Origin of the sequence: Mogibacterium timidum ATCC 33093 (genome assembly GCF_000525775.1) — a bacterium.
In the GTDB taxonomy this organism is placed as follows: Bacteria; Bacillota; Clostridia; order Peptostreptococcales; family Anaerovoracaceae; genus Mogibacterium; species Mogibacterium timidum.
This window is the reverse complement of sequence record NZ_JALU01000010.1, coordinates 30,103-53,470: the sequence shown is the minus strand read 5'-3', so window position 1 is coordinate 53,470 and position 23,368 is coordinate 30,103. Positions and strand designations below refer to the sequence as shown.

General features: G+C 35.3%; 14 protein-coding genes and 1 pseudogene. 2 read left to right on the top strand and 13 right to left on the bottom strand.

The genetic code is table 11. The features are described 5' to 3' along the window. Positions 1–398 precede the first annotated feature (398 nt). The 8 genes from HMPREF0581_RS02805 to HMPREF0581_RS02770 all read right to left on the bottom strand — a co-directional run bounded on the left by HMPREF0581_RS02805 (position 399) and on the right by HMPREF0581_RS02770 (position 9,548). Entirely contained in the window at positions 399–812 is a 414-nt protein-coding gene (locus HMPREF0581_RS02805) for a sigma factor-like helix-turn-helix DNA-binding protein (protein WP_036380194.1), read from the bottom strand. Between the two features lie 318 nt (positions 813–1,130). After that, positions 1,131–2,477 (bottom strand): MATE family efflux transporter, encoded by a 1,347-nt coding sequence (locus HMPREF0581_RS02800; protein ID WP_036380192.1) that lies wholly within the window; start codon positions 2,475–2,477, stop codon positions 1,131–1,133. A 31-nt stretch (positions 2,478–2,508) separates the two neighbouring features. Further along, positions 2,509–4,254 carry an ABC transporter ATP-binding protein gene (locus HMPREF0581_RS02795; protein WP_036380190.1) on the bottom strand — a complete coding sequence of 582 codons (1,746 nt, stop codon included), beginning with the start codon at positions 4,252–4,254 and terminating at the stop codon, positions 2,509–2,511. Then, on the bottom strand, positions 4,247–6,037 hold the full coding sequence (locus HMPREF0581_RS02790; RefSeq protein WP_036380188.1) for an ABC transporter ATP-binding protein: 1,791 nt from the start codon (positions 6,035–6,037) through the stop codon (positions 4,247–4,249). Before HMPREF0581_RS02790 ends, HMPREF0581_RS02795 begins: the two co-directional genes overlap by 8 nt. After that, on the bottom strand, positions 6,027–7,496 hold the full coding sequence (locus tag HMPREF0581_RS02785; RefSeq protein WP_036380185.1) for an ABC transporter ATP-binding protein: 1,470 nt from the start codon (positions 7,494–7,496) through the stop codon (positions 6,027–6,029). Before HMPREF0581_RS02785 ends, HMPREF0581_RS02790 begins: the two co-directional genes overlap by 11 nt. After that, positions 7,481–8,194 (bottom strand): energy-coupling factor transporter transmembrane component T family protein, encoded by a 714-nt coding sequence (locus HMPREF0581_RS02780; protein WP_036380183.1) that lies wholly within the window; start codon positions 8,192–8,194, stop codon positions 7,481–7,483. The genes HMPREF0581_RS02785 and HMPREF0581_RS02780 overlap by 16 nt, the downstream gene beginning before the upstream one ends. Continuing rightward, positions 8,184–8,780: an MptD family putative ECF transporter S component gene (locus tag HMPREF0581_RS02775; protein WP_004804330.1), complete on the bottom strand. Its 597-nt coding sequence runs from the start codon at positions 8,778–8,780 to the stop codon at positions 8,184–8,186. The genes HMPREF0581_RS02780 and HMPREF0581_RS02775 overlap by 11 nt, the downstream gene beginning before the upstream one ends. 129 nt (positions 8,781–8,909) lie before the next feature. Next, positions 8,910–9,548, bottom strand: coding sequence for a TetR/AcrR family transcriptional regulator (locus HMPREF0581_RS02770; RefSeq protein WP_004804327.1), 639 nt, complete (start codon positions 9,546–9,548; stop codon positions 8,910–8,912). A 299-nt stretch (positions 9,549–9,847) separates the two neighbouring features. Between HMPREF0581_RS02770 and HMPREF0581_RS02765 the strand changes: the two genes are divergently transcribed. After that, complete coding sequence (locus HMPREF0581_RS02765) at positions 9,848–10,198, top strand: plasmid mobilization protein (protein WP_036380180.1); 351 nt, start codon at positions 9,848–9,850, stop codon at positions 10,196–10,198. Between the two features lie 6 nt (positions 10,199–10,204). Beyond that, positions 10,205–11,536, top strand: coding sequence for a relaxase/mobilization nuclease domain-containing protein (locus HMPREF0581_RS02760; RefSeq protein ID WP_036380179.1), 1,332 nt, complete (start codon positions 10,205–10,207; stop codon positions 11,534–11,536). Positions 11,537–11,606: 70 nt separating this feature from the next. Here the strand turns inward: HMPREF0581_RS02760 and HMPREF0581_RS02755 are convergent, their stop codons facing one another. The 5 genes and pseudogenes from HMPREF0581_RS02755 to HMPREF0581_RS02735 form a co-directional block, all read right to left on the bottom strand. After that, positions 11,607–12,266 (bottom strand): hypothetical protein, encoded by a 660-nt coding sequence (locus HMPREF0581_RS02755; protein ID WP_036380177.1) that lies wholly within the window; start codon positions 12,264–12,266, stop codon positions 11,607–11,609. A 42-nt stretch (positions 12,267–12,308) separates the two neighbouring features. After that, a complete protein-coding gene (locus HMPREF0581_RS02750; protein WP_036380175.1) occupies positions 12,309–21,053 on the bottom strand; it encodes a helicase-related protein in 8,745 nt (2,914 codons plus the stop codon). Between the two features lie 82 nt (positions 21,054–21,135). Further along, the gene (locus tag HMPREF0581_RS02745) at positions 21,136–22,671 is read right to left on the bottom strand and encodes an AlbA family DNA-binding domain-containing protein (RefSeq protein WP_036380172.1); all 1,536 of its coding nucleotides are present in this window, start codon (positions 22,669–22,671) and stop codon (positions 21,136–21,138) included. An 80-nt stretch (positions 22,672–22,751) separates the two neighbouring features. Then, positions 22,752–23,105 (bottom strand): annotated as a pseudogene (locus HMPREF0581_RS02740) (DNA topoisomerase); the annotation flags it as partial. Positions 23,106–23,115: 10 nt separating this feature from the next. Beyond that, positions 23,116–23,295 carry a transposon-encoded TnpW family protein gene (locus tag HMPREF0581_RS02735; RefSeq protein ID WP_036380222.1) on the bottom strand — a complete coding sequence of 60 codons (180 nt, stop codon included), beginning with the start codon at positions 23,293–23,295 and terminating at the stop codon, positions 23,116–23,118. Positions 23,296–23,368: the final 73 nt, after the last annotated feature.

Sequence of the window (23,368 nt, the reverse complement as noted above, 5' to 3'; positions counted from 1 at the left end):
AACATTGGAATCTCACCACCGCCCCTGTTAAGATGAGCCGGCTTTCACTAAAGAAGTATCATTATCATCACTTAGATCATGGCTCACAAAGTTATCCTTGTTCTTTGCTTTAGAATATTTATCTATCGCTCGTTTCCTTATATCCTCGCTTATGGCAGTATTCATTTAAACCGAATTTAATCAGCAGGAAAGTTATGGCGTAAATATCTTTTGCTCACTAAGTAATTAAAAGTCCCGTCTTGGTCTATTCAGTTGTCAAAGAACAACTGCCTAATGGCTATAAGAGAGAATTCCCTTTAAATATCTTGAATTTCATTTCCTATCTTCTAAAAAATTAAAGAGGACAGATCTCCCTTCACTTTATAAAGGAAAATCCGCCCTCACATACAGAGTATTTTCTACAATAATTTTTCTAAAATCTCTTTGAGCTTTCTTAAAATTCTATCCTTTCGCCATTGTATAGTCTGATAAGTTACTCCCTTATCTCTTGCAACACTTGATAAAGTTTCATCATTGAAATACAAGCGTTCAATAATATCTCTTTCTTCTGCATTGAGCCTTGATATAGCATTTCTGACTGCTTCAATCATCATCTGAGTTTCCACAATCTTTTCTACATCAACACTCTCATCAATAATACTATCCACGAAATGTCCATCCTGATCCAAGGATGAAAAAAAGAGCAAGTGGTTTTTTCTGTCCACCTGCTCTAAATACTTTTCATGTTCTCTTTCCCGCCAGTAGACCTTGTATATCTCCTCACTGACTTTTACCTTTTGTCCGTTTACATATAGATAAAATTCTTTTTTCATTTCGAAGTCCTCCGTTTCTTTTGAATGATTGTTTTTCAGACAAAAAAAGGAGGACTTCTGCATCCGGGCATAAGAAGTCCTCTAAAATGAACGAATTTCGTTCTTTTTTGAAATGTATTTAATTGTTTAAGAGAGTATGCGTAAGCACAGACAACTACAAGGATTATAGAAAAAAGGAGTATTTTTATTCCATTTCAATTCTACAAGGAAACTCATACACTTGTTCATCTCCCTCTCCCTCCATTCATTATAGATAAATAGTATCCATACCCACAGCCTCTCTGATTGTTTCAGGTTTTATATCAAATTTTCTTGCATTTACGCTTTGTCTTTTCCCATTTTATTAAGTTCACTAAGCATCATAAGCATTCCAACAGTAATCATAATGAAATCCACCAGTGGTTGTGTGAACCATACCGCTTTTACTCCAAATATCATTGGTAAAAAGATCATTGCAGGAACAAATAAGAATAACTGTCTAAGCATAACAATCGTTCCGGCTTTCTTTCCATTTCCGATTGATTGGAAGAATGTAATCGTCATAACCATCACGCCGTACAAGATAAATACGCAGTAGAACAATCTGAAATTTCCTACTCCTTGTGCAATAATGCTTGCCTCTACACCGAACAAGGAAAGGATCTGACTTGAAAACAGTAAAGATGGAAGCCAAAAGATTGCTGCAAGGATAAGTCCTCCAATAGAAAACACCTTCATACCTTGTCTTACTCTGTCAAATTGCTTTGCTCCGAAGTTTGTACCAACCACAGGTTGCAACCCCTGACTCATTCCCCAAAGCGGAATAAAGGAAAAGGCATATACACGAAGCGATGCCGCCATCAAAATTCCGTTCGTATCTCCACCATATTTAAATGCCATTTTATAAAGCATGGTCTGCTGTATCATAAACAGAAGTTGCATCATCATAGCGGATGAACCAACAGAAAACATTTCTTTTTTGATTTCCGTATCCGACTGTATCTTATGAATTTTAACAACCTTACTCTTTTTCAAGAAATAATGTAGTGTTACAGCAGCTTGAACAAATTGGGCTGTGATCGTTGCAAGTGCAGCACCTTCAATGGCATATTCACCCATAACGGTCATTAAAATTGGATCAAGGATGATATTAAGCACAGCACCAAATCCCATAATCAGCATGGCTTTTTTCATCAGTCCTTCGCCACGCATTACCATGTTGGCAGACTGTGTAAAGTTCACAAATAGAGAACCGATGAAAATTACTCTAAGGTATCTGATTCCATAGGCTTTGATTTCACCTGTCGCACCCACCATATCTAAAAAGTGTGGTGCGAGGAGGATTCCTCCGACTGTGATGATAGCAGAGAACAAAATCACCCAAAAGATTAAGTTCCCCATAATTTTATCTACAGTTTTTTGATCTCCTTTACCGATTGCTCTTGAAAGTACAGAAGCAGAACCTACACCAAGTAAAGTTGAAACACCGCTGTTAAAAAAAGTAAGTGGCATTGCAACGCCGCAGGCAGTCATTGCTGTCTGTCCTATAATTTTCCCTGCAAATATTCCGTCCATTAACGGATACAAACCGATTACTATCATTCCGATAACCGCCGGAATAGATAGCTGAAAGAGTAAATCTATCGGTCTTTTTGTTAATAGTTGTTCTTTTATATCCTGTTTCAAGTACTTACCTCCATTTATAATAAATATATTCTTACAGTATTTTTACGCCATTATTTTTATTTTGCAGCTCTACCATATTTTTATAAATCCCATTTAAAGCAATTAGCTCATTATGGGTTCCCTGTTCTGCAATATTACCTTCCTTGATTACAATAATATTGTCGGCATCTCTAATAGTATTTAATCTATGGGCGATAACTAATAATGTTTTATTCTTTACCAATTCACTAATTGCTTCCTGTATATAGCTTTCATTGTCCACATCAACACTTGCTGTTGCCTCGTCAAGAATTACAATAGGAGCATCTTTTAACATGCAACGGGCAATAGAAATTCTTTGTTTTTCACCACCGGATAAAGTTGCTCCTCCCTCTCCAATCATTGTGTCAAATCCATCAGGAAGTGCCATAATAAAATCATAGCATCTTGCTTTCTTGGCTGCTTCTATAACTTCTTCTTTCGTTGCATTTTCTTTCCCCATGGCAATATTGTTAAAAATCGTATCTTGAAATAAATAAACTCTCTGGAAAACCATACTGATTTCCGACATCAATTCAGATAGTGAAACATCCTTTATATTCACTCCTCTAATCAAAATTTCACCGGAATCCACATCCCAAAATCTTGTTAAAAGATTTGCTACTGTGGATTTACCTCCCCCGGACTGTCCAACTAAAGCCGTCATTGTATTCTTATTCATTTTGAAACTCATATCATGCAAGACCTCTTTTTCACCATAAGAAAATTTAACATGATTAAAACAAATTTCAGGTTCTGAGGTATCAGATTTTGAAATATGTTTTTTGCCCACATCTTGCAGTTCAGTTTCATTTAACACTTCTTCAATACGATCCAATGCAGCGTTCATTACAGTAAGCCTTGTCGCTTCTCCATAAAGTGTTTTTAAAGGGCTGAATAAGTCAAACACAAACAAAATAAGCCCCAACATATATGGAAGTCCCAAAGTTCCTTGATGATTAAGATATAAAGCCACTGCTAAAATAAATGTAATCCCAATTCCATAAATAATATTTAAACCGGTTGTCCATGGTGTTATTTTATTTTCAAATTTTATAGATGTGTCCTTTGAGGATATAAAATTATCTGTAAGAGATTTAGAATTTTCGCCTAAAAGGTTGTAACTTTTAATAACACTGATCCCCTCAGCAAATGACAAAACTGCATCGGTGAGTTTTTCACTTTGTTCTTGTCTAATAACCGCTTCAGATAAAGACATTTTATTCATGCTATTTGCAAGCAATGTTGCAACCAGTGTTACACACACCGCAATCAGTCCAATTCTGTAATCTAAAACAAACATGAATACTGTTAGTACAAGTGTTGATAATACATAGCTCATCATATTGGCAATCGTACTCATGGAAACTTCTTCAATAAAAGCCATGTCCGAACTTAAAACAGAATTTATTTTTCCTAAATTACCTGCTGTAAAATATCCCATCGGAAGCTTTCTAAGATGATTCCCAAGCTCCATTCTTTTATCAGCAAAAATCATAAAGCCGGCTGCACTTTGTAATTTATCGCTTAAGAAGTGAACCACAGCTTGTAATAAAACCACTAAAACAAGTCCCACCCCTACATATAGAAAAGTTTTGGAGGTATTCGTTTTTTCATAAAATCCAATCAAAACGGTAAATGCAATAAATATAGGCATTTTACTTAATATAGATTCAATAAAGGCAAATATAAATGCAGACTTTATTCTGTTTTTGTATTTACCTGATAAATTTAAAATTCTTGAAATTAGTCTAAACATTCATTTCACCTTCCTTTCTGCTGATTTTCCAATCTTTACTAAATAGTGTCGCATCCCATAATTTACGATATTCTGCTGAAGATTCTAATAGATCTTTATGCTTTCCATTCGCAACTAAATGACCATGATCCATAACCAATATCTGATCTGCATCTACAATAGATGGCAGCTTATGTGCAATAACAATTAAGGTTTTTCCTTTCACAAGTTCACGAATAGCCGCTTCCATTTTTTCTTCATTTTCCGGGTCTGCGTAGGCTGTTGCCTCATCAAGTACAACAATCGGAGCATTCTTCAAAATAGCTCTCGCTAATGATATTCTTTGCCTTTCTCCACCTGAAAGCATCTTTCCTGCTTCTCCAGCCAAAGAATAAATACCATCCGGAAGTCTATTTAAGAATTCCATGCACTGGGCTTTTTTAGCTGCTTCAATAACCTCATCATCACTGGCAGCTAAATTACCAATGCGAATATTTTCTAAAAGCGAGGTATTAAATAGATATTGGTCTTGTGCTACATAAGAAATTTGTTTGTTGAGTGATTCCAATCTTATGTCTTGTATGTCTTGTCCACCAATACTTATGCTTCCATCTAAAACATCATAATAATGAATTAAAAGTTTAGCCAAAGTACTTTTTCCTGAACCGGATTCGCCAACAATCGCTGTCTTTTCACCGGCTCTTGCCGTAAAACTAACATTATGAATAACATTCTTAATATAGGTTTCAGGCTGTCCGTTTTCTCCCATCTTGCTTAACTGATAGCCAAAGGTAACATTGTCATATAAAATAGTATGCCCTGTTCCCTTAAAATCATTTTCTCCCTGTTTTAAAGGAGCCATATTTAAGGCTTGTTCTAAAGCAGAAATCTTATAATTTAACTGTGGCATAGTTGGTAAAAACCCAAGAGCTTTCAGTAGTGGTAATCCTATACTTAAAGAAAGGCATAATATCAGTATTAAGTTAGAAAGACTTGCATAGCCCATGTATACAAAGTAACCACCAAGCGGCAATGTTAAAATAATCGTGCATGGAAGTAAAGCACTGTATAACGCCATCCATGGCCATGCCGTCTTATACCAAGCGAGTGCATAATCTCTGTAATTACTGATATCTTTAGAAAGGCGCTCATAAGACTCTGTTTGCTTATTAAATACTTTTACAACTTCCATACCGTTTACATACTCAATAATGGTATTATTCATTTTTCCACTTGCCATATAATATGGTCCCATTTGTTTCATACCTACAGAGTACATAATCATCATTGCAAGAATGCTAACCGGAATAGAAGCTAATGACATTAACGCTAATCTCCAGTCAATAAAAAACATTGAAACATAAACCATAATAGGTACAATTAGGTTAGCTATTCCTTCAGGAAGTGAATGGGCTAAAAGCACCTCTAAACTGCCAATATCATCCACAAACATTTTTTTGATTGTACCAGTCCCTTTTTCTTCAACAATACCCAATGGAAGATTTTCCATTTTTTTCTGTAAGGATGTTCGAAGTCCAAGCAGCGTGTTGTATGCTGCTTTATGGGATACATTAAGACCTAAACCTCCTAAGACAGCTTGCAACACTAAACAAACTAAAATACTGATCAATAAAATAGCAAATCTTTCAAATTCTAATTGCTCACCTAAAATAAGTGGATTGATAATCTGATATGCAAATAGAAAGGGTAGCACACCCATAATTACACTAATAAGCATAATAAAACTTGCTAAGTGAATTGATTTTTTATGCGAACCTGCATATTCAAAAACCTTATTTAACATAGTTTTTCTCCTTCAATAAATTTCCCTTTTTATCCATAAAATCCATAATCAACGCTTCATTTCCCTTTACAGATATTTTTTTATAATCCTTATCGCCGAGCATTAAGACGGAATGACAGGTTTTAAATAACAACTCTAAGTCATGAGTAATTATTATAATTGGAATCTCCTTTGCTTTTTCTGTCATTAAATCGGACATAATTTTCATACTTTTATAATCAAGACCTGATGTTGGTTCATCCAGAATTATCAACTTACGACCGGATAAAAACGAAGTAATAATCGCCAATCGTTGTTTTTGTCCACCGGATAATTTCTGCGGATGATTGGTTTTTTTATGCCACAGGTCTGTATCTTTTAGATATTCTCGTATTTTTTCTAAATCACTTTCCGAGTTTTTATCTTTACAAAATATCAATTCATTTTCTACTGTGTCTAAAAAAATCTGAGCATCTACATCTTGTAATACACAATACGAGTTTCTAAGCCTTTCCTTTTGTTTCTGTCCATAGCTGACATCTAAATATTTTTCAGATAATCCGCATAATGCTTTTGCTAAGGTACTTTTTCCAATACCATTAGGCCCAATCACTCCCATTATTTCGCTCTCACCAATCTCAAAGGTTAAGTTTTCTATCAAGATTCTTTTCCCTTGATGGATACAGGCGTTATTTAATTTTATGTAGCTTTTAGCCACAATCGGTTCTTTTTTTGATACCAATTCTCTTTCATTAAGCGTTCTTAACTCAAGCTCCTTACATTTATTATTACTAAGACTCCCATTCGGAAAAATATCACATATTGTACCGTCTTTTATATAAATCAATCTGCTAAAAATCTCTTTTAAATAATAGAGCCTATGTTCCGCTATAATTATTGTCTTTCCCATCGCCTTCAATCTGAGAAGTATTTCACTGAAGTGTTTTATACTATCGTAATCAAGACTGCTTGATGGCTCATCAAAAAAAATAATATCCGTATCATAGATAAGAGTTCCAGCTATAGCTACCTTTTGCCTTTCCCCTCCTGATAACTCGAAGATAGACTTTTTTCTTAGATACTCTATTTCAAGTAACTGCATTGCTTCGTCAACTTTTTCTCTTAAGATTTTTTTCTCTAACCCTAAATTTTCACCAACTAAAGCAATTTCATCTTCAACCACATCACAAAAAAATTGATCTTTAGGATTTTGAAATACATTGCCAATATATTTAGCTAACTCTCCCTTTTTATATGCCGTTATATCTTTCCCTAAAATCTTGATTTCTCCGTCAAAATCACCATCATAAAAGGATGGAATAAGCCCGTTTAGTAATCTTAAAAGTGTTGTTTTTCCGCATCCAGAAAGACCTGTTAAGACTACAATTTCGCCTTTCTTTATAGACATTTTTAAATTTTTTAATATCAACTCCTCTCCATAATGAAAGGATCTTATTTCTGCCTCTAAAATATTTTCCATAAACTCGCCCCCAACAAAATCATCCCTCCTACTATCATTGAGATATCAATAAATGTAATTTTCACCTCATGAAAACTTGTTTTTTTCCCATCGTATTCAATTCCTTTTGATATAATTGAACAAGTTAAGGTATCACTTATGTCTATGCACTTATACATAAGAGGAACAAAATATAATTCAAATGTTCTAATTGGTTTGAAAATGCTTGCTTTAAATCCTCTAATTTTCATACCATTATTTATTTCCTTCATCCTAATAGAGATTTCCGGAATAAAACGAAAAAATACTGTGATTCCTATACCTATTCCACCATCAATTCCAATTTTTCTAAATGCAGCAATTAGATGCGAAGAGCTATATGAAGACAGAACTCTTCCCAAGATGAAAAGTGGAGCAAATTTCAACACTATAAGTAGCATTGTATATATAGAACCAATCAAAACATTTCCTAAATGGGGTTTTAGTAAATAAATAAGTCCCCATACTATAAGCAATGAAAATATTGTTCTAAATGCTTTTTTAATTGAAAATAAGGATAACAGTCCTAAAACAAAAATAAGGGAAAATAAGTATTGGGTTTGTTCTCCTATTGTTAAAACAACAGAAAATAGCAAAATCAACCCAACTATAGTAAGCGGGTTGATTTTGTCTGATAGTTGGTATTTGTTTATATTATTTTTTTCATCTCTACAAAACACTTTTTTTCTTCCTATCACTAAAAAATTTATTGTAAATATATGTTCCAAAATAGGCACCTATAACTGAAGCCACAATTGCAATCAATAAACAAATCAAGATATTTTTAGGTGTGTAAAAATTGTAAAGGAATGTTGCGTAATCGGTTGTAAACATCTTTGGAAATTGCTTTGTAAGTCCTTCTACGCCAAATACAAACGTAAAATACATAGCATGTAAGGAATATATGAACATACCTGCTCCAAACGCAGCCCCAATCTTCATATTCTTATTCTCATAATTTTCCTTTTTACCAATTACAAGTTCTGCTAAAAGTCCTGCAATAGCACAAACAGCAATTACTGGCCACATTCCCATGAGAACATAGAAAACACCCATCAATAGGAAGTATAAAAATGCTGTACCTCTTTGCCCGACCTGCTTACACATAATAACAAAGACCGGTGCTACAATAATTGTTGGCAGGGCTGATGATAAATATAAACTTGGAAGCATCCCAAACGATCCCGTCAAAAAACCTAATCCCATTGTTAATACAAACCCAATAACAGAAAATACTGCTATTTTTACAATACCTTTTAAATTCATAATTTTGTCCTCCTTGTTTTTTCAATTCGATATATTTCTATTTTCATACAGAAACAATATCCGGTTTTATTTTTATTCTTCTGAGATCTCGAAATATAACTAAGTTATGTTTCGGGTAAAAAAATTTGTCTATATTCCTCGTATCTTTTTCCATCCCTCATTAAAGAACTCCGAAATCAAAGTTGCATTCAATTTCACTTCTTCTTTACTTTTAGAATGAACTGCTACTTCCGATAATGCATAAAAGTACGCATGGTTGATTAGATGAATTCCTCTATTAGTTATCACATTATTTACATGATCCGCTCCGTATATCATACTTAAAATTTCAAAGTGATTTTTATCTTCTTTCTCAATAATTCCGTCTAAAAAGTTGTTAAATTTTGTTCCATAAGAACCAAAGACCAGTAATTCAAATGCATCTTTATGTTCAAAGAAATATAGAACCATTTTAATAGCACCTTGTGCTTTTGATTCCAAAATCTTGGAAATAGTTTCTTTCTTTATATGATTTTCTCTTTTATAAACATCAAAACTCTCATCTTCATACATGGCATAAGAACTTTGTATCTGATTCACGATTGGCTCTACTAATTCGGTGAAAAGAGCTTCCTTATCTTCAAAATGACCATAAAAAGCACCTGTAGTTACACCCGCCGCTTTGCAGATTGCTCTTAAATTAGCTTTTTCAAATCCTTGTGTTTTAAAAATATTCTTTCCACAATCCAATATTTTTTTATGAGTTGCTTCGTAATCACCATTAGCCACGATTTACTCCTCCTTTCTCCAAATATAACTTAGTTATATTATACTACCTGCCATCTCAAATTTCAAGAACAAAAGTTGTAATATTTTACTTTTATATGGTATAATATAAAACACAAATCAAATACACGCTTAATGCTTGCTACCTTAATCACACTTTTGTAGCAAGCACAGTAAGTGTACGGACACTTACGGAAAAATTGATGAAGCAGCCCTTTGGAATCTGCTTCTTTTTTTATCAATTTTTAGCTTGTTAGGGAGAACCCTAAGACCCCGAAATACACCTAAAGGAGAAAATACCTATGGCAAATAGAATACGAAATGAAAGACTTGAAATTAAACTAACTGAAGAAGAAAAAGCTCTTTTTGAGGAGAAAAGAAAACTTGCAAAGTGCAGAAATATGAGCCATTTTATTCGCAAGTGCGTTTTAGAAAAGGAAATTTATCAAGTAGATTTAGAACCTTTCAGAGATTTACAAGGTTTACTTTCCAATGCAACAAATAACATCAATCAGATTGCAAAGCGAGTAAATTCGACAGGTGTAATCTATAAAGATGACATCAGTGATATAAAGAAAGAGATTGAACACTTCTCAAAAGAGCTATGGCAAATTCATTCTCTGCTGCTTAACAGGACTTCGGGAGGTGATTAGTTTTTTATGGCGATCACAAAAATACACCCTATAAAATCAACCCTTCATCTTGCTATTGACTACATCGTAAATGGAGAAAAAACAGATGAACAAATCTTGGTAAGTACACATAAATGTCATCAAGAAACTGCTCATACACAATTTTTAAGAACACGAAATGATGCAGGAACAAAAGGAACTGTTCTTGCAAGACATCTTATTCAATCATTTTTACCGGGAGAAACAAGCCCTGAAATGGCACATCAAATCGGTCTTGAGTTATGTAAAAAGATACTCAAAGATGAGTATGAGTTTGTGTTATCGACGCACATAGATAAAGGACATATCCATAATCATATCATCTTCAACAATGTGAATATGGTTAGTGGCAAGTGCTATCAGTCGAACAAGAAAAGCTACCATAAAATAAGGTATCAGAGTGATAAGCTATGCAAAGAAAACAACCTTTCCGTCATTGATGAACACTACGAAAGTTATAAGAAAAAGTATAGGACAAACGGTAAGTCTTGGTATGAAAATGAACAGACAAAGAAAGGTACTTCTTGGAAAAGCAGGCTTCAATTTGATATTGACAGAATGATAAAACAGTCTAAGGATTGGGACGAATTTCTAAAGAAAATGGCTGAGCTTTGCTATGAAATAAAGCATGGAAAACATATAGCCTTTAAGCCAAAAGATAAACTAAAGTTTACGAGAGCGAAGACGATTGGCGAAGATTATACCGAAGAACGATTAAAAGAACGCATAGCAGAAAAAGAAATGATTAAGACTCCTCCTGTTAAAAAACGCATCGGAAATATCATTGATATGAACACCAATGCAAAGGTAAAAGAGAGCAAAGGCTATGAATATTGGGCAACGAAACATAACCTTAATACAATGGCAGAATCCGTTATCTTTATCAGAGAACATGGCATAAAATCCGTTCAGCAACTTGATGAATTTATCAAGAAAAGTGCTGATGAAAGACAAAATTTACAGGATAAAATCAAGGCGATTGATAAGGAAATGGAACAGTTATCCACTACGATGGAGCAAGTTCATATTGTCAAAAAATATCGTGCCTATTACAAGGAATATAAGGCGAATCCGTCTGATAGGGCATTTTTCGAGGAATACAAAGCTCAGATTACCCTCTATGAAAATGCTCTTTCCGAGCTTAAAAAGTCTTATTCCAAGCTGCCAAATTCAAGGGATATTTTATCTGAGCTTGATAAATTGCAAGAAAAAAAGAATATCCTTATGCAGGAGTATTCTTTCTCAAAATCGACTATGGACGAGCTTTATCAGATACGAAAAAACTATGGAATTTATATGGGCAAGGAGATAGAGAGATAATCTTTATCTCCTCTTTCTTTACAAAATAAAAAAGAGCCGGTGCAGTCCTAAAACCGCACCGACCATAAATTTATCTCTCAGCCTCTCTGTTTGCTTCTTTCTTTTCTTTTGGCTTTTCCTTATCTTCAGCCTGATATTTTTTGATAGCTCCAAGTACAGATTCTTTCTTTTCTTCCTGCCCTTTCATCTGCTCTCTTGCCTTTAAGAGTTTAGAGGAAAGTATCCTTACATTGCTATGCTCCTTACCATTATCATCAATGGAAGTTCTCATCTGTCCAAAGAGCTTTACGAAATCTCCCTGCTTAAAGTCTTTTGGAGTATCACTTTTCTCTCCATAAGCAGAGCAATTATGATACACCTTATTCCCTTCATCATCTTTGGATACTACAGAGAAATTTGCCACCTTAAAGGCTTCTCCATTCTTATTTTCTCTTTCTACAACATCGACATTGCCCGCAATATTACCTACGATATTTACAAGATTGTCTTTCTCTTGTTGAACATACGGCAAATCTTTAATCTGTCGCTGTTCTCTTAAATCTTCAATCATATAGTCAAATTCCTCATGTAGTAAATTGATGGTGTCATTGTCCATATATGCATCATAGAGCTTATCTAAAGCACTTTCATCGTTAATACCCTTTTCCATGCTGATAATCGCCTTAACAAAGTCCTTATGATTATCATTTACCATATCTTCGATTCTATCTCTCATTGTTTTGTAATCCATGTTTTTATCTCCTTTCATGGCATAAAGGAGCTTTTCGCTCCCTTATCGTACATATTCCTGTTCTTTTGTTGTTTGTTTTTCTTCTGCTTTGCTTTCATTTTGATAGGCTCTTATCTGGCCTAAAATAGACGGCTTGTCCTCTGATTTTTGTATAGTTTCTCCTTTACTATGAAGATTATCCTCGACATCGTAAGTTGACTCGAAATAATCACTGTCCTTAAAGTCATTATCATAACGATCAGCAATCCCATCATTATCTAAGTCTTTTGCAAGTGGATCATAAAAGTTACCTTCATCATCAATCTCCATTCCAGTAGCTTTTCTTAGTTCATCTTCATCAACTGCAACGAAAGTGCTGAATTCTCCGTTTTCTATTTCAAACTTCATAACATCAAGAGCTTTTTCAACACTGCCATTTTCTTTGACATAATCATAATGACTTACTACAACATCATTTACATATTGAGTAGCTGTATAATCTTCAAGATCTAACTCAAACTGTATTCCATGCCTTTCATCAGGTGTGTCAGTATATGCAATACCTATATGCTTCAAATCAGGATACAAGGTATTAAATTCCTCATAGCTATAATTTTCATCATACTCTCTGTTACAGAAGTCAATAATCGCTCTTTTTACATCTTCTGCAAGAGGACTATCATTTCTCTTTTCTTCTACTTCTCCCATATCAAGCAGCTTATTGAGTTCTGCAAGCCTTAACACCTTATTCTTTAGTTCATCTGCCTTTTCAAAAGGCTTTTTGAGTTCCTCTTTGGCATTTTCAAGCTGTTCTTTTGTACTGACGAGCTTCTCATCCAGTCTTTTCAGTTTTTCAGGCATTTTCTCAAGGGCGTTGTCCAGTCTTGTGATATTACCGTCCGCACTTGTTCCAAGCTCTCCTGAATGCTTTGCAGCACCGTTTAAGCTGAAATCATGAGCATTGGTAAAGAAGTTATAGCTTACTTCCAAATCCATATTTCTATACTTTCCCATAATCTTACTTTCATTGATTTTTATGGTCTTGATAGCTTCAAGTAACTTTTCTCCTGCGACCTTTTTATCAAATATTCTCTCGCCTTTTATGGTAATCGAAGTAAACTTTTCCTCACCCTCTGCTTTAGGCTCTACATTTGCTATATCTTTCTTTACAGCCTCAATCAGCTTTTCCGTCCTTGCAATTTCTTCAGGATAGTTTTTTGCGACCTTATCCTCTAACCTATAACGATTGGACTTGAAGTTTGCTTCAAGCATTTTAAGTTTTGTAACCTCATTATCCAAGTCCATCTTCTCTTTAATCTTTGGATCGCCAGTAGCCAACGCTTTAATTTCCGCATAATTAAGTGAGCTTTCGTCCACATCTTCAGCAACCCTGACAGGTGTTTTACTTGTCATAATCTGAGATATGAACTTTTGCTTATTCTCTATGGTCTGCCACAAATACGCATCAAAGGTATTCTCCGTAACATAACGATAGATATTTACCTCTTTATTTTCATTTCCCTGTCTTACAATTCTACCTGCACGCTGCTCAAGGTCGGCAGGACGCCAAGGGACATCAAGGTCGTGGAGTGCAATCAGTTTATTTTGCACATTCGTGCCGGCTCCCATCTTCTGAGTAGAGCCAAGCAAAATCCTAACATCTCCCTTACGAACTTTTGCAAATAATTCATCCTTTTGTTTGTCGGAATTCGCCTCATGGATAAAAGCTATTTCTTCTTTCGGTATCCCCATTGCTACAAGTTTTTCTCTAATATCATCATAGATATTAAACTCTCCATCGCCTTTTGGAGTTGACATATCGGAAAATAGAAGCTGTGTTGACCTATCTTTTCTTGTCTTATCCCAAATGGCAAACACATTTTTTACGCAGACATTGACCTTGCTGTCAGGATTGTCAGGAAGTAATGGATTGATTAAACGCTGATCTAAAGCAAGTTTCTTACCATCATTGGTGATTTTTAACATATTATCTTCATCAGGCTCTACTACCCTGTTTCTGACATCATCAGCTCTTTCGGATAAGCTCTTTAGGATTTCCTTTTGTTCCTCACTTGGCAAAGTTTTAATAACTTCATAGTGTGCTTCAGGTGTTGGAAGGTTAAGCATATCCGCTGTTTGAATATCTGCAACTTCCTTAAACATAGACATAAGCTCCGGAAGATTATAGAACTTTGAAAATCTTGTCTTAACTCTGTATCCTGTTCCCTCCGGAGATAATTCAAAGGCAGACTGTGTTTCACCAAAGGTAGAAGCCCAGCTATCAAAATGCTCCAAATTATTCTTTTTAAGGCTTTCATACTGAAGATAACGCTGCATCGTATAAAGCTCTGTCATCGAGTTACTGACAGGCGTTCCTGTGGCAAATACAATACCTTTCCCACCCGTCATTTCATCCATATACCTACACTTCATAAACATATCGGAGGACTTAAAGGCTTCAGACTGCCCGATACCTGCTACATTTCTCATTTTGGTATAAAGGTAGAGATTTTTGTAATTATGTGCCTCGTCAATAAAGAGCTTATCTACACCTAATTCTTCAAAGGTAATGACATCGTCTTTCTTAAAATCATCGTTTAACTTTTCAAGCCTTGTTTCAAGTTTCTTCTTTGTTTTTTCAAGCTGCTTTACGGTAAAATTCTGATTTCTATCATGCTTATATTCCTCCACATAGTTTATAATTTCATCAATCTGATCCTGAATATGCTTTTCCTGATATTCCTTACTCATCGGGATCTTTTCAAACTGTGTATGCCCGATTACAACGGCATCATACTCTCCTGTGGCAATTCTTCCGATAAATCTTTTTCTGTTTTTCGGCTCAAAGTCTTTCTTATCTGCAACCATAATGTTAGCTGACGGATATAGCTGCATAAACTCACGACCGATTTGACCTGTTAAATGATTGGGGACAACAAACAAGGACTTACTGCACATTCCAAGCCTTTTACTTTCCATCGCAGACGCCACCATTTCAAAGGTCTTACCACTACCTACCACATGGGCAAGCAGCGTATTTCCTCCGTACAAACTTCTTGCAATAGCGTTTCTCTGATGAGGTCTTAAATCAATTTCTGTAGTCATTCCCTCAAAAGAAAGGTTACTTCCGTCATATTCTCTGTTACGGATGGAGTTAAAACGCTCATTATATAGCTTTACAAGCCTGTTTCTTCTTTCCTGATCACTAAATATCCAATTCTTAAATTCTTCTTTTAGAAGCTCCTGCTTCTGTCCTGCAAGAAGCGTTTCTTTTTTATTTAGCACAGAAGTTTTTGAGCCGTCCGAATTTACAATCTGGTCAAATACCTTTGTTTCTTTTAAATTTAGGGCATCTTCAATCAGCTTATAGGCACTTACCCTTGATGTACCATAAGTCATTTCAGCAAGGTCATTTCCTCTGTCTTTGCTTTTTCCCTCAATATTCCATTCGCTTGTAAGATTTGAAAATTTAACCTTAATATCCCATCTTGCCCAGCCCGGCGTTTTCAGTGTTTCAAAGATAAACTTTTCAATATCTTTTATTGGTATCCAAGTAGCACCAAGCCTTACATTGATTTCACTTGCTTCAAGCTCCTTTGGTAAAACTTTTGTAAGCTCTGCCTTTTGATATTCCAATCGGTTCATCTCATAGCTTATCAGCTCTTTTTCTTTGCCATCTTCTGCATAGCCAAGATGAGGTAACTCTCTTTCGGTCTGTCTTAGCTTTGCAAGGTAGCTGTCTACTATGGCAATCTTATCTCTAATATTTCCGCTTAGGTACTCATCCTTTGTTACATAGCCGAACTTATACGAATTACTGCCGTTTGCACAGGCAAAAGGTAAATCTCCATCTTCAAGGTTAAAGGATAATGGTCTATAAAAGTTTTGTTCTTCCCTGATGTTTAGGTAGATTTCTCCCCTTAATTCTTCTATCAAAGTCGGTCTGTCTTTTCCTGTCAGGCTTCCCATATACTCAAAGTCCACATAACCTTTTTCAGACATAGATAGTACAAGAGCTTCAAGAGAAGTATCTACATGGTTGATTGTCTTTGCCTTTGTTATTGTTCTTTTTGAAAAAATATCTCCCTTTGCCTTAAAGTTTTCTTCTTCATCAAGAATTTCTATTGAGGAAACAAGTGGGAAGTTACTATCTTCTTTTAAGGCTCTGGTATTGCTTAAATTATTTATAAAGCCATGCTTCTTTGAAAAGTTGTCATAGACTTCATTGAGCTTTTCTTGAGCTTTCTTTACCTCATCATCGGAATAGTCCTCTTTCTGCTTGTAGATAACATCTTTAAGGGCAGTATTCAGTTCAAGATAGTCCTTAATCTTTTCCTTGTTTTTGTCCGTTACTTCCTTCTTTATGAAAAGAGAGTTTTCTCTGTAATAGACTTCATCGTTAATAATGGTATATGAGAAGTTTTTGACATCATCGGTTGCAGGAACTGAAGTAATTTCATCATCTAAAAGCTCTATTTCTTCATACCTTGCATCTTTTGAAATTCTTTCTCCCGCAATCTCAAGTCTATCCTTTAAGGAAGCCATATTTATTTCTGTACCTAAATATGCAATTGGTTCACAAGTAAGTGTCTTGCCAAATCTTCCTGACACTTCACGCATTGTGCCGAGTACCTGTTCAGGATGATCTACAAAATATTTGTTATAGGTAAGACCATTTTCATCTTCAGCAAGGTGAATCCAGTCCTCATCTCTTTCTCTGATACTGTCCCTTTTCTTTAGGAAGATAATATCTGAGGTTACTTCTGTTCCGGCTATGCCCTTAAAGGTATCGTTTGGAAGCCTGATTGCTCCTAAAAATTCGGCTCTTGCTGCAAGATAGCGTCTTACACTTTCGTCCTTTTTATCCATTGTTCCACTTGATGTGATAAAGGCGATAATACCGCCGTTTCTGACTTTATCAATGGACTTGGCAAAGAAATAATCATGGATAAGGAAGTTATTTTTGTTATACTCTCTGTCATTTACCTTATACTCGCCAAACGGCACATTTCCAATCACAGCATCGAAGAAGTTATTGGAAAAGCTCGTTTCTTCAAACCCTTTAATCTGTATGTCACTTTCAGGGTATAGTAGTTTTCCAATTCGACCGCTTACCGAGTCAAGTTCTACGCCATAAAACTTGGACTTATTCATTTCATCAGGGATATTGCCTATAAAGTTTCCGATGCCCATTGATGGTTCTAAAATGTTTCCCTGTTTAAATCCCATATCCGAAAGCGTCTTATATATTCCGTCAATTACGGTTTTCGGTGTGTAAAAGCTCGTTAAAGTAGATTCTCTTGCAGCTTCGTATTCTGCATGTGATAAGTTCTCCTTTAGAAAAGCCCTTGCTTCTTTCCACTGACCTCCCTTGCTTTCATCAAAGACTTCGGAAAGTCCGCCCCAGCCTACATACCTTGCTAAAACTTCCTGAGATGTACTGTCAAGCTCTCTTTGTCCGCTCTCCACTCTGTTAAGCATGGAAATTGCTTCAAGGTTTTGATTTAATCTTTCGCTTGGACTTAACTTTTCAGGGAGCGTTTCTTCTGTAATTTTAAAGTTATGAGCTTCCGCTTTCCTTATTTGAGTTTCTTCAGTAGTCTGCTCTGGCTGTTTATATGTCAGATTTTCAAATACCCTCTCAAGGTCCCTTTCCAGACGATAAGGAATGACATCGGAGCTTGTTATCATCCCGCCAAAATACTCGGTGTTGTCCTTCACCGTTACCGTATTTAGGTTCTTTCCCATATCATCAAAGCATGTTATGGTATGGTTTTTGTCCTTGTATTTAACTTCATCACCGACAATAAAGTTCGGTCTTTCAAGACTTATTTTATTCAGCAAGTCCTCATTATCTTCAAAAGCTACAATCGGTATCTGATGATTGCCGGATCTATTAGGATCAAGCCACAAATCATATCTTCCTGTGATTTCATTTTTAGAAATTTCTCTGACTTTATATTCTTCATGATTAAAATAGACGGTATCGCCTGCTTTAACTGCAAACTCTTCTAAAAGGCTGTCCTCTTTTTCATTCAGTTCTACTTCTTCTTTTTCTTTGAGGTAATCAAATAAGGTAGCTTGAACTGTATCACGCTTTGTAGCTTCTTCTGTTTCTTCAGGTGCTTCAAGCTCTACTTTATCTTCAAAGCTAAGTTCTCCATTAAAGACAAACTGAAGCTCCTGCTCATCCATCTGCTTTTTAAGTTCACTGTCTTTAAGTTCTCTAAAGGTCTTTGGAAAATCTTCTAAAATGAGCCTTTGTGCGTTTAGTTCTTTCAATTCTTCAAGATTGAAATATCCCCATTCAGGTTCAATCCCAAGTACAAGTCCGAAAGCATTGCCACTTTCTCTGTCATACTCCGTCATATACCAAGTCCAGTTTGAACGGAAAGGAATGATATATACTGCGTGAACCTCCTTATCTGCTAAAGGTACATCTTCCTGTGCGTAAAGCTCAGGAACTCTTTCAAGCATTTCATCGGTCATTAAATTTTCAGGATCATCTTTAGAATAATATTGTGTTTCTTTTGCTTCTTCTATCTCTACCTTACTTTCTATTTTCTTTTCCTCAAGATAAAGATTTTTAGAAAGCAGCTCTTCAATATGTTTCGCCACACTTGACCAAGTAAGAAATACATCACTGCAATTCTTCTTCTGTAATTTAAGTCCCTTAGCATCGTGCCATTCATCACTTCCCATTGCACCTGAAACAGCATGAGAGCTTCCACCTATGCCATATTCATCTTTTAAGAAGTTAGCTTTTTCTTGAAGCGTATGATTTTCTTTGAAAAATTTTGTAATTCGCTCTTTTCCCTTATCTATTCCGCTTCCTCTTGAAATAGTAGCTTTGACTTCATCTTCTGTAATAAACGGCTTTACTTTAGGAAATTCTGTCAGATTGGTACTATATTCCTTTCGTGGCAGTTCAAGTTCCTGTAATTTCTGATAAAGGCTATCTACCTTGTGATAATGAAATCTTAGTATACCTCTGTTTTCTTTGTAGCCTGCTAAGAACCTACTGTATTCTTTGATTGTTTCCTTTAGGTATTCATGATTTTTTAATGCTTCAGACAATCTTTTCGTTTTTTCCGGAAAGCCACCACCTCTTTCTATAAAATCAAAATACCCCTGTGCTTTTCCTTCTTCGCTTAAATCGTGATATAGATACCATAGGGATTCTGAAATTCTGTCCCTTTCATAATCAAGGGATTCAGAAGGTTCTACATTTGTGGCAAACTCACCGCTATTAAGAAGCCCGTTTATTCTACTTGCTGCATCATTCCAGCTTAAAATTTGCGTATCATCTTCTCTTGCCGAAGTCCCATACGCTAAGTGAATGCCTTTATCCGAATACCAGGAAGATACCTCTCTTTCATCAATATATAGTCCGTTTCCACCCTTAAAGGTATCTTTGAGGTATTCTCCTAATTCTTCATTGCTCTTTCCTTTGGAAAACTCTGATATAACGGGAAGCCTACCACCATCATGGTTTCCTCCGTTAATAAGGACGGCATCAATATCCTTATCAGTTAGCGGAATAGTAAGGCTTATCTGTCCATAAGAATTTTCGGGTAAAGAAAAAGAAGCCTTATCAGCTTCTCTTATCTCTGCTTCAGTATTTTCTTTTAGATTTCCACGATTTCCTTGACGGTCATCTCTTTCAGTGCTGAAATCATCGCCCCATACTGTGGATTGTTCTCGTCCTCTATCTTCCAAGCTGTCATCAGTTTCGGCTTTTCTGTTCTCATGAACTCTATCGCTTGTTTTTGAATATCCATCAGGTGATTTGTCAGCTTCTTCTCCTTGTATAGGTCTACCAACATCTCGAAGTGGCTCTGCTCCTCGCTCTGTGAAAGGTAAGTGAGCCTCATCACTGCGTATATCGGATTCGGAAATTCTTTCATGAAGTCCGTCTGTTCCTCCAAGCTGTTCAGCGTATTCTCCCTGATTTTCTCTATTATCTCGTCCGTACTCTCCATTTCGGAGAACTCGCTCATTTTCATTTCTTTTCTGATCATCTCGTCGAAGTACATTTTCTTCTACCTCCTCTAATTCTTCCTTAATCCTATTATATCCTGCTTCTTTTCCTCTTAAAACTTCTTTATCAAGCTCTTTACTTTTCTGAATGGTTGCATCAATAATCTTTCCGCTAATATCCGATATGGTTTCGCCAAGACTCATAAGGGAAATACTATCAAGTCTTTCAAAATTCTCTCTTAGAAGTTCGTTATCTATCGGATAGTCTACCTTAAATCTTGAAGCAACTGCATGGCTTATTGAGTCCCTCACAAACTTGGTAAAAGATATTCTATCCTCATCCGCTATTCTAAGATCATTCATAAGGCTATCTATCTTTTCATCTCCGTAAAGCCTGCTTAAAGAAAAGATATTTTCTAAGATACTTTCACTTTCCTCATAGCCCTCACTTGTTATCATTTCCTTTAAGACATCCTTATGAACTTCTTTGTCAAACTTCCAAAGATTTACTTCATTGACATCTCTGTTTCTTGAAACTGTCTGACCTATATCAAAGATATAGTTCACCTTCTTGTATGTGCCGTAGTCCTCTAAAATTGGGATACCCTTTTGTCCTCTCATAACGGTACGGTTAAAGCGTTCCCTCCAATAGTCGAACTTGGCACAGGCTGTCGCTTCAGGATTTCTATCATAGATACTTAACTGACTTCTAAAGTCGTATCTCTGATTGTTTCCGACAACTTTTAAGAGCTTCAGATATTCTGCTTCACTTTGCAGAATATCCTGTTTTACAAGCTCCAAAATGTTATGAAAATCATTTATTCGCATTTTTACCTCCTTCTTTTTTACAAACAAAAAAGGCGGTTAGATTTTACTCTAATCACCTTTTGGTTCTATGATATTATTTATTCTATTTCAGCACTATCCATTTACCTGATTTGGTAGAGCCTTCTCTTTTAATAACTCCATGAGCTTTAAGATTTCTTATATGGTATCGCACTCCATCTGCTGTTATTTCTTTAATCTCATTTGCTATCTGTTCCGCAGTAATACTTGGATTGTCTTTCATAAGAAGCACTATCTGTTCTTGGATGCTGTTTTTTTCTTTGGTAGTTTCTTTGGTAGTTTCTTTGGTAGTACTACCATTAAACACTTTCAAAAATTCTTCATTCACTCCCATCACTGCATTGGTATAGTTATCTTCTTCATTGTCTGGATAAAACTTAAGCTCAGGAGAACCATTTTCTAATAGTGCATCTTTTGCACGCCTTATTCCTGATCCGTAAGACTCTATCAGATTAAGGGAAAAGAACATATCTTTAAGTTCTTTATTAAGATACTGCCTTCTATCAAAACTTCTATCCCTATTAAGAGCTTCGATAGTTACAGGAGGAAGTGGTCTGTTATGGTTTACAAAAGAAATTCTATCCTTGTAAATATAGATTCCTACATATTCAGGCGTATCATATTCTTTATGCAAAATAGCGTTAGTAGCAAGTTCCTCAAATGCAGTAAGAGGATAGTTATAGATAATCTTATGCTCAATTTTATCAGCTTCCCTTATGGTGTATGAAGCCATAATATTATCTTCAAAATACTTGCTGACTTGTTTTGCCTGTATCCAAACCGGCCCATCAAATCTTTTTGATTCCATTTTATCAGTTCCATCAATTTCTCTTATGATTTCAACATGGGCATTTGGAATAAATTTATTCGGTGTTTCCGCAAACATCAACACAGCAAAATTTTTAGCTCTACAACCACCATACTCACTTTCACTGACAAGTCCCATACTCTTTGCCATATCCAACTTAGACATTTCTCTAATATCTTTCTTTGCTCCTGTCTGAAGCAGATATTCTTTCATATATTCATAGCTTAAATCATCTATGGTAGCTGTATCATTCAAATTGGAGCTAAAAGAAAAATTTGCAAATTTCTTCAAAAGCTCAAATTCTTCAGTTGGATTTGGTAGTCTTGAATCTCTACCGATTCTAATGTATCTTCCTGCCTTTAACTTAATATCTTTATCTTTTTCTGCTCTTTCACTTGTTTGAAACGGACCGTTACTACCACTCTCTACCGCAACGACAATATAATATTCATCATCAATTTTGTCCGTAATAATATGGTAGTTTATTTTAGGATGGATATTGGAAAGAAGAGATTTTAATTCATTTTCAATCCCTTCAACTTTAGACTCTTTTATCCCCTCTATCGGTCTTTTCGGAATTGCCTTTTCTCCCGTTTCTTTATCGTCAACTTCTTCAATTCCAACAAACAACAATCCAATCTCATTGTTCATATAGTTATTGGCAAAGGCACAAGCAGTTTTTAGAATTTTATCTTTAAAATTTGCCGACTTTTTATATTCGATAAAACTGCTTTCTATGTTTTGATTTTCAAGAATGTTATGAGCCATTCTCTTTATATCTAAAAGCTGCATAATACCTCCTTTTCAAAAAAATATTTCAATATATTATAGCACTTTTAGGGTATTTTTTCCACTCTGATATTAGTTACCTCTTACTTTGTATATGTAAAAACCGCCTCTTTTATATCATTTTCAATCGCTTCTAAAAATTCTTCCTTTGAAGATTTTCCCTGAGCAATATCCGATAATTCCATTTCCCATTTTGCTGTCGTTTCTGCCGACTTAAAGTTATCAGCTACAATCGTTACAAGGCTGATTCCTTTATGCGTAGCAATCAAATTTTTCTTATCTCTTTCGACAAAACCCTTATAGATTAAGTTTTCAATAATTCCTGCCCTTGTTGCAGGTGTTCCAAGTCCCTTTCTTTCCACTTCTACACCTTTTTCTAAGGCTTCATTTCCTGCAATCTCCATAGACTTTAGAAGTGTATCTTCTGATACATTTTGTCAAGGGTATTTAAGAAATTTCTTTATCTTTTTTATAACTCATATCTTCACATTCTTTCTGAATGAGCCTATTTATTTTATCTGTGATTGTTTCATTACTTGTTTCGCTGAAATATACTGTAACTTTATAATTAGTTTTTCCAATCTTTTTATGGAATGTATTTTCAGCTTTGCTTTTTTCATCTGTCATCTGCATTGCTCCTTTCCTTACAATAAAAAAAGCGATTAGACTTTTACTTCTCTAATCGCTCTAAATGTTTTTG

Bases quoted from the DNA above. Each gene is read 5' to 3' on its own strand.
- HMPREF0581_RS02765 (WP_036380180.1), top strand. From the start codon at position 9,848: ATGGCAAATAGAATACGAAATGAAAGACTTGAAATTAAACTAACTGAA.
- HMPREF0581_RS02785 (WP_036380185.1), bottom strand. From the start codon at position 7,496: ATGGAAAATATTTTAGAGGCAGAAATAAGATCCTTTCATTATGGAGAG.
- HMPREF0581_RS02760 (WP_036380179.1), top strand. From the start codon at position 10,205: ATGGCGATCACAAAAATACACCCTATAAAATCAACCCTTCATCTTGCT.
- HMPREF0581_RS02745 (WP_036380172.1), bottom strand. From the start codon at position 22,671: ATGCAGCTTTTAGATATAAAGAGAATGGCTCATAACATTCTTGAAAAT.
- HMPREF0581_RS02750 (WP_036380175.1), bottom strand. From the start codon at position 21,053: ATGCGAATAAATGATTTTCATAACATTTTGGAGCTTGTAAAACAGGAT.
- HMPREF0581_RS02790 (WP_036380188.1), bottom strand. From the start codon at position 6,037: ATGTTAAATAAGGTTTTTGAATATGCAGGTTCGCATAAAAAATCAATT.
- HMPREF0581_RS02735 (WP_036380222.1), bottom strand. From the start codon at position 23,295: ATGACAGATGAAAAAAGCAAAGCTGAAAATACATTCCATAAAAAGATT.
- HMPREF0581_RS02795 (WP_036380190.1), bottom strand. From the start codon at position 4,254: ATGTTTAGACTAATTTCAAGAATTTTAAATTTATCAGGTAAATACAAA.
- HMPREF0581_RS02805 (WP_036380194.1), bottom strand. From the start codon at position 812: ATGAAAAAAGAATTTTATCTATATGTAAACGGACAAAAGGTAAAAGTC.
- HMPREF0581_RS02775 (WP_004804330.1), bottom strand. From the start codon at position 8,780: ATGAATTTAAAAGGTATTGTAAAAATAGCAGTATTTTCTGTTATTGGG.
- HMPREF0581_RS02755 (WP_036380177.1), bottom strand. From the start codon at position 12,266: ATGGATTACAAAACAATGAGAGATAGAATCGAAGATATGGTAAATGAT.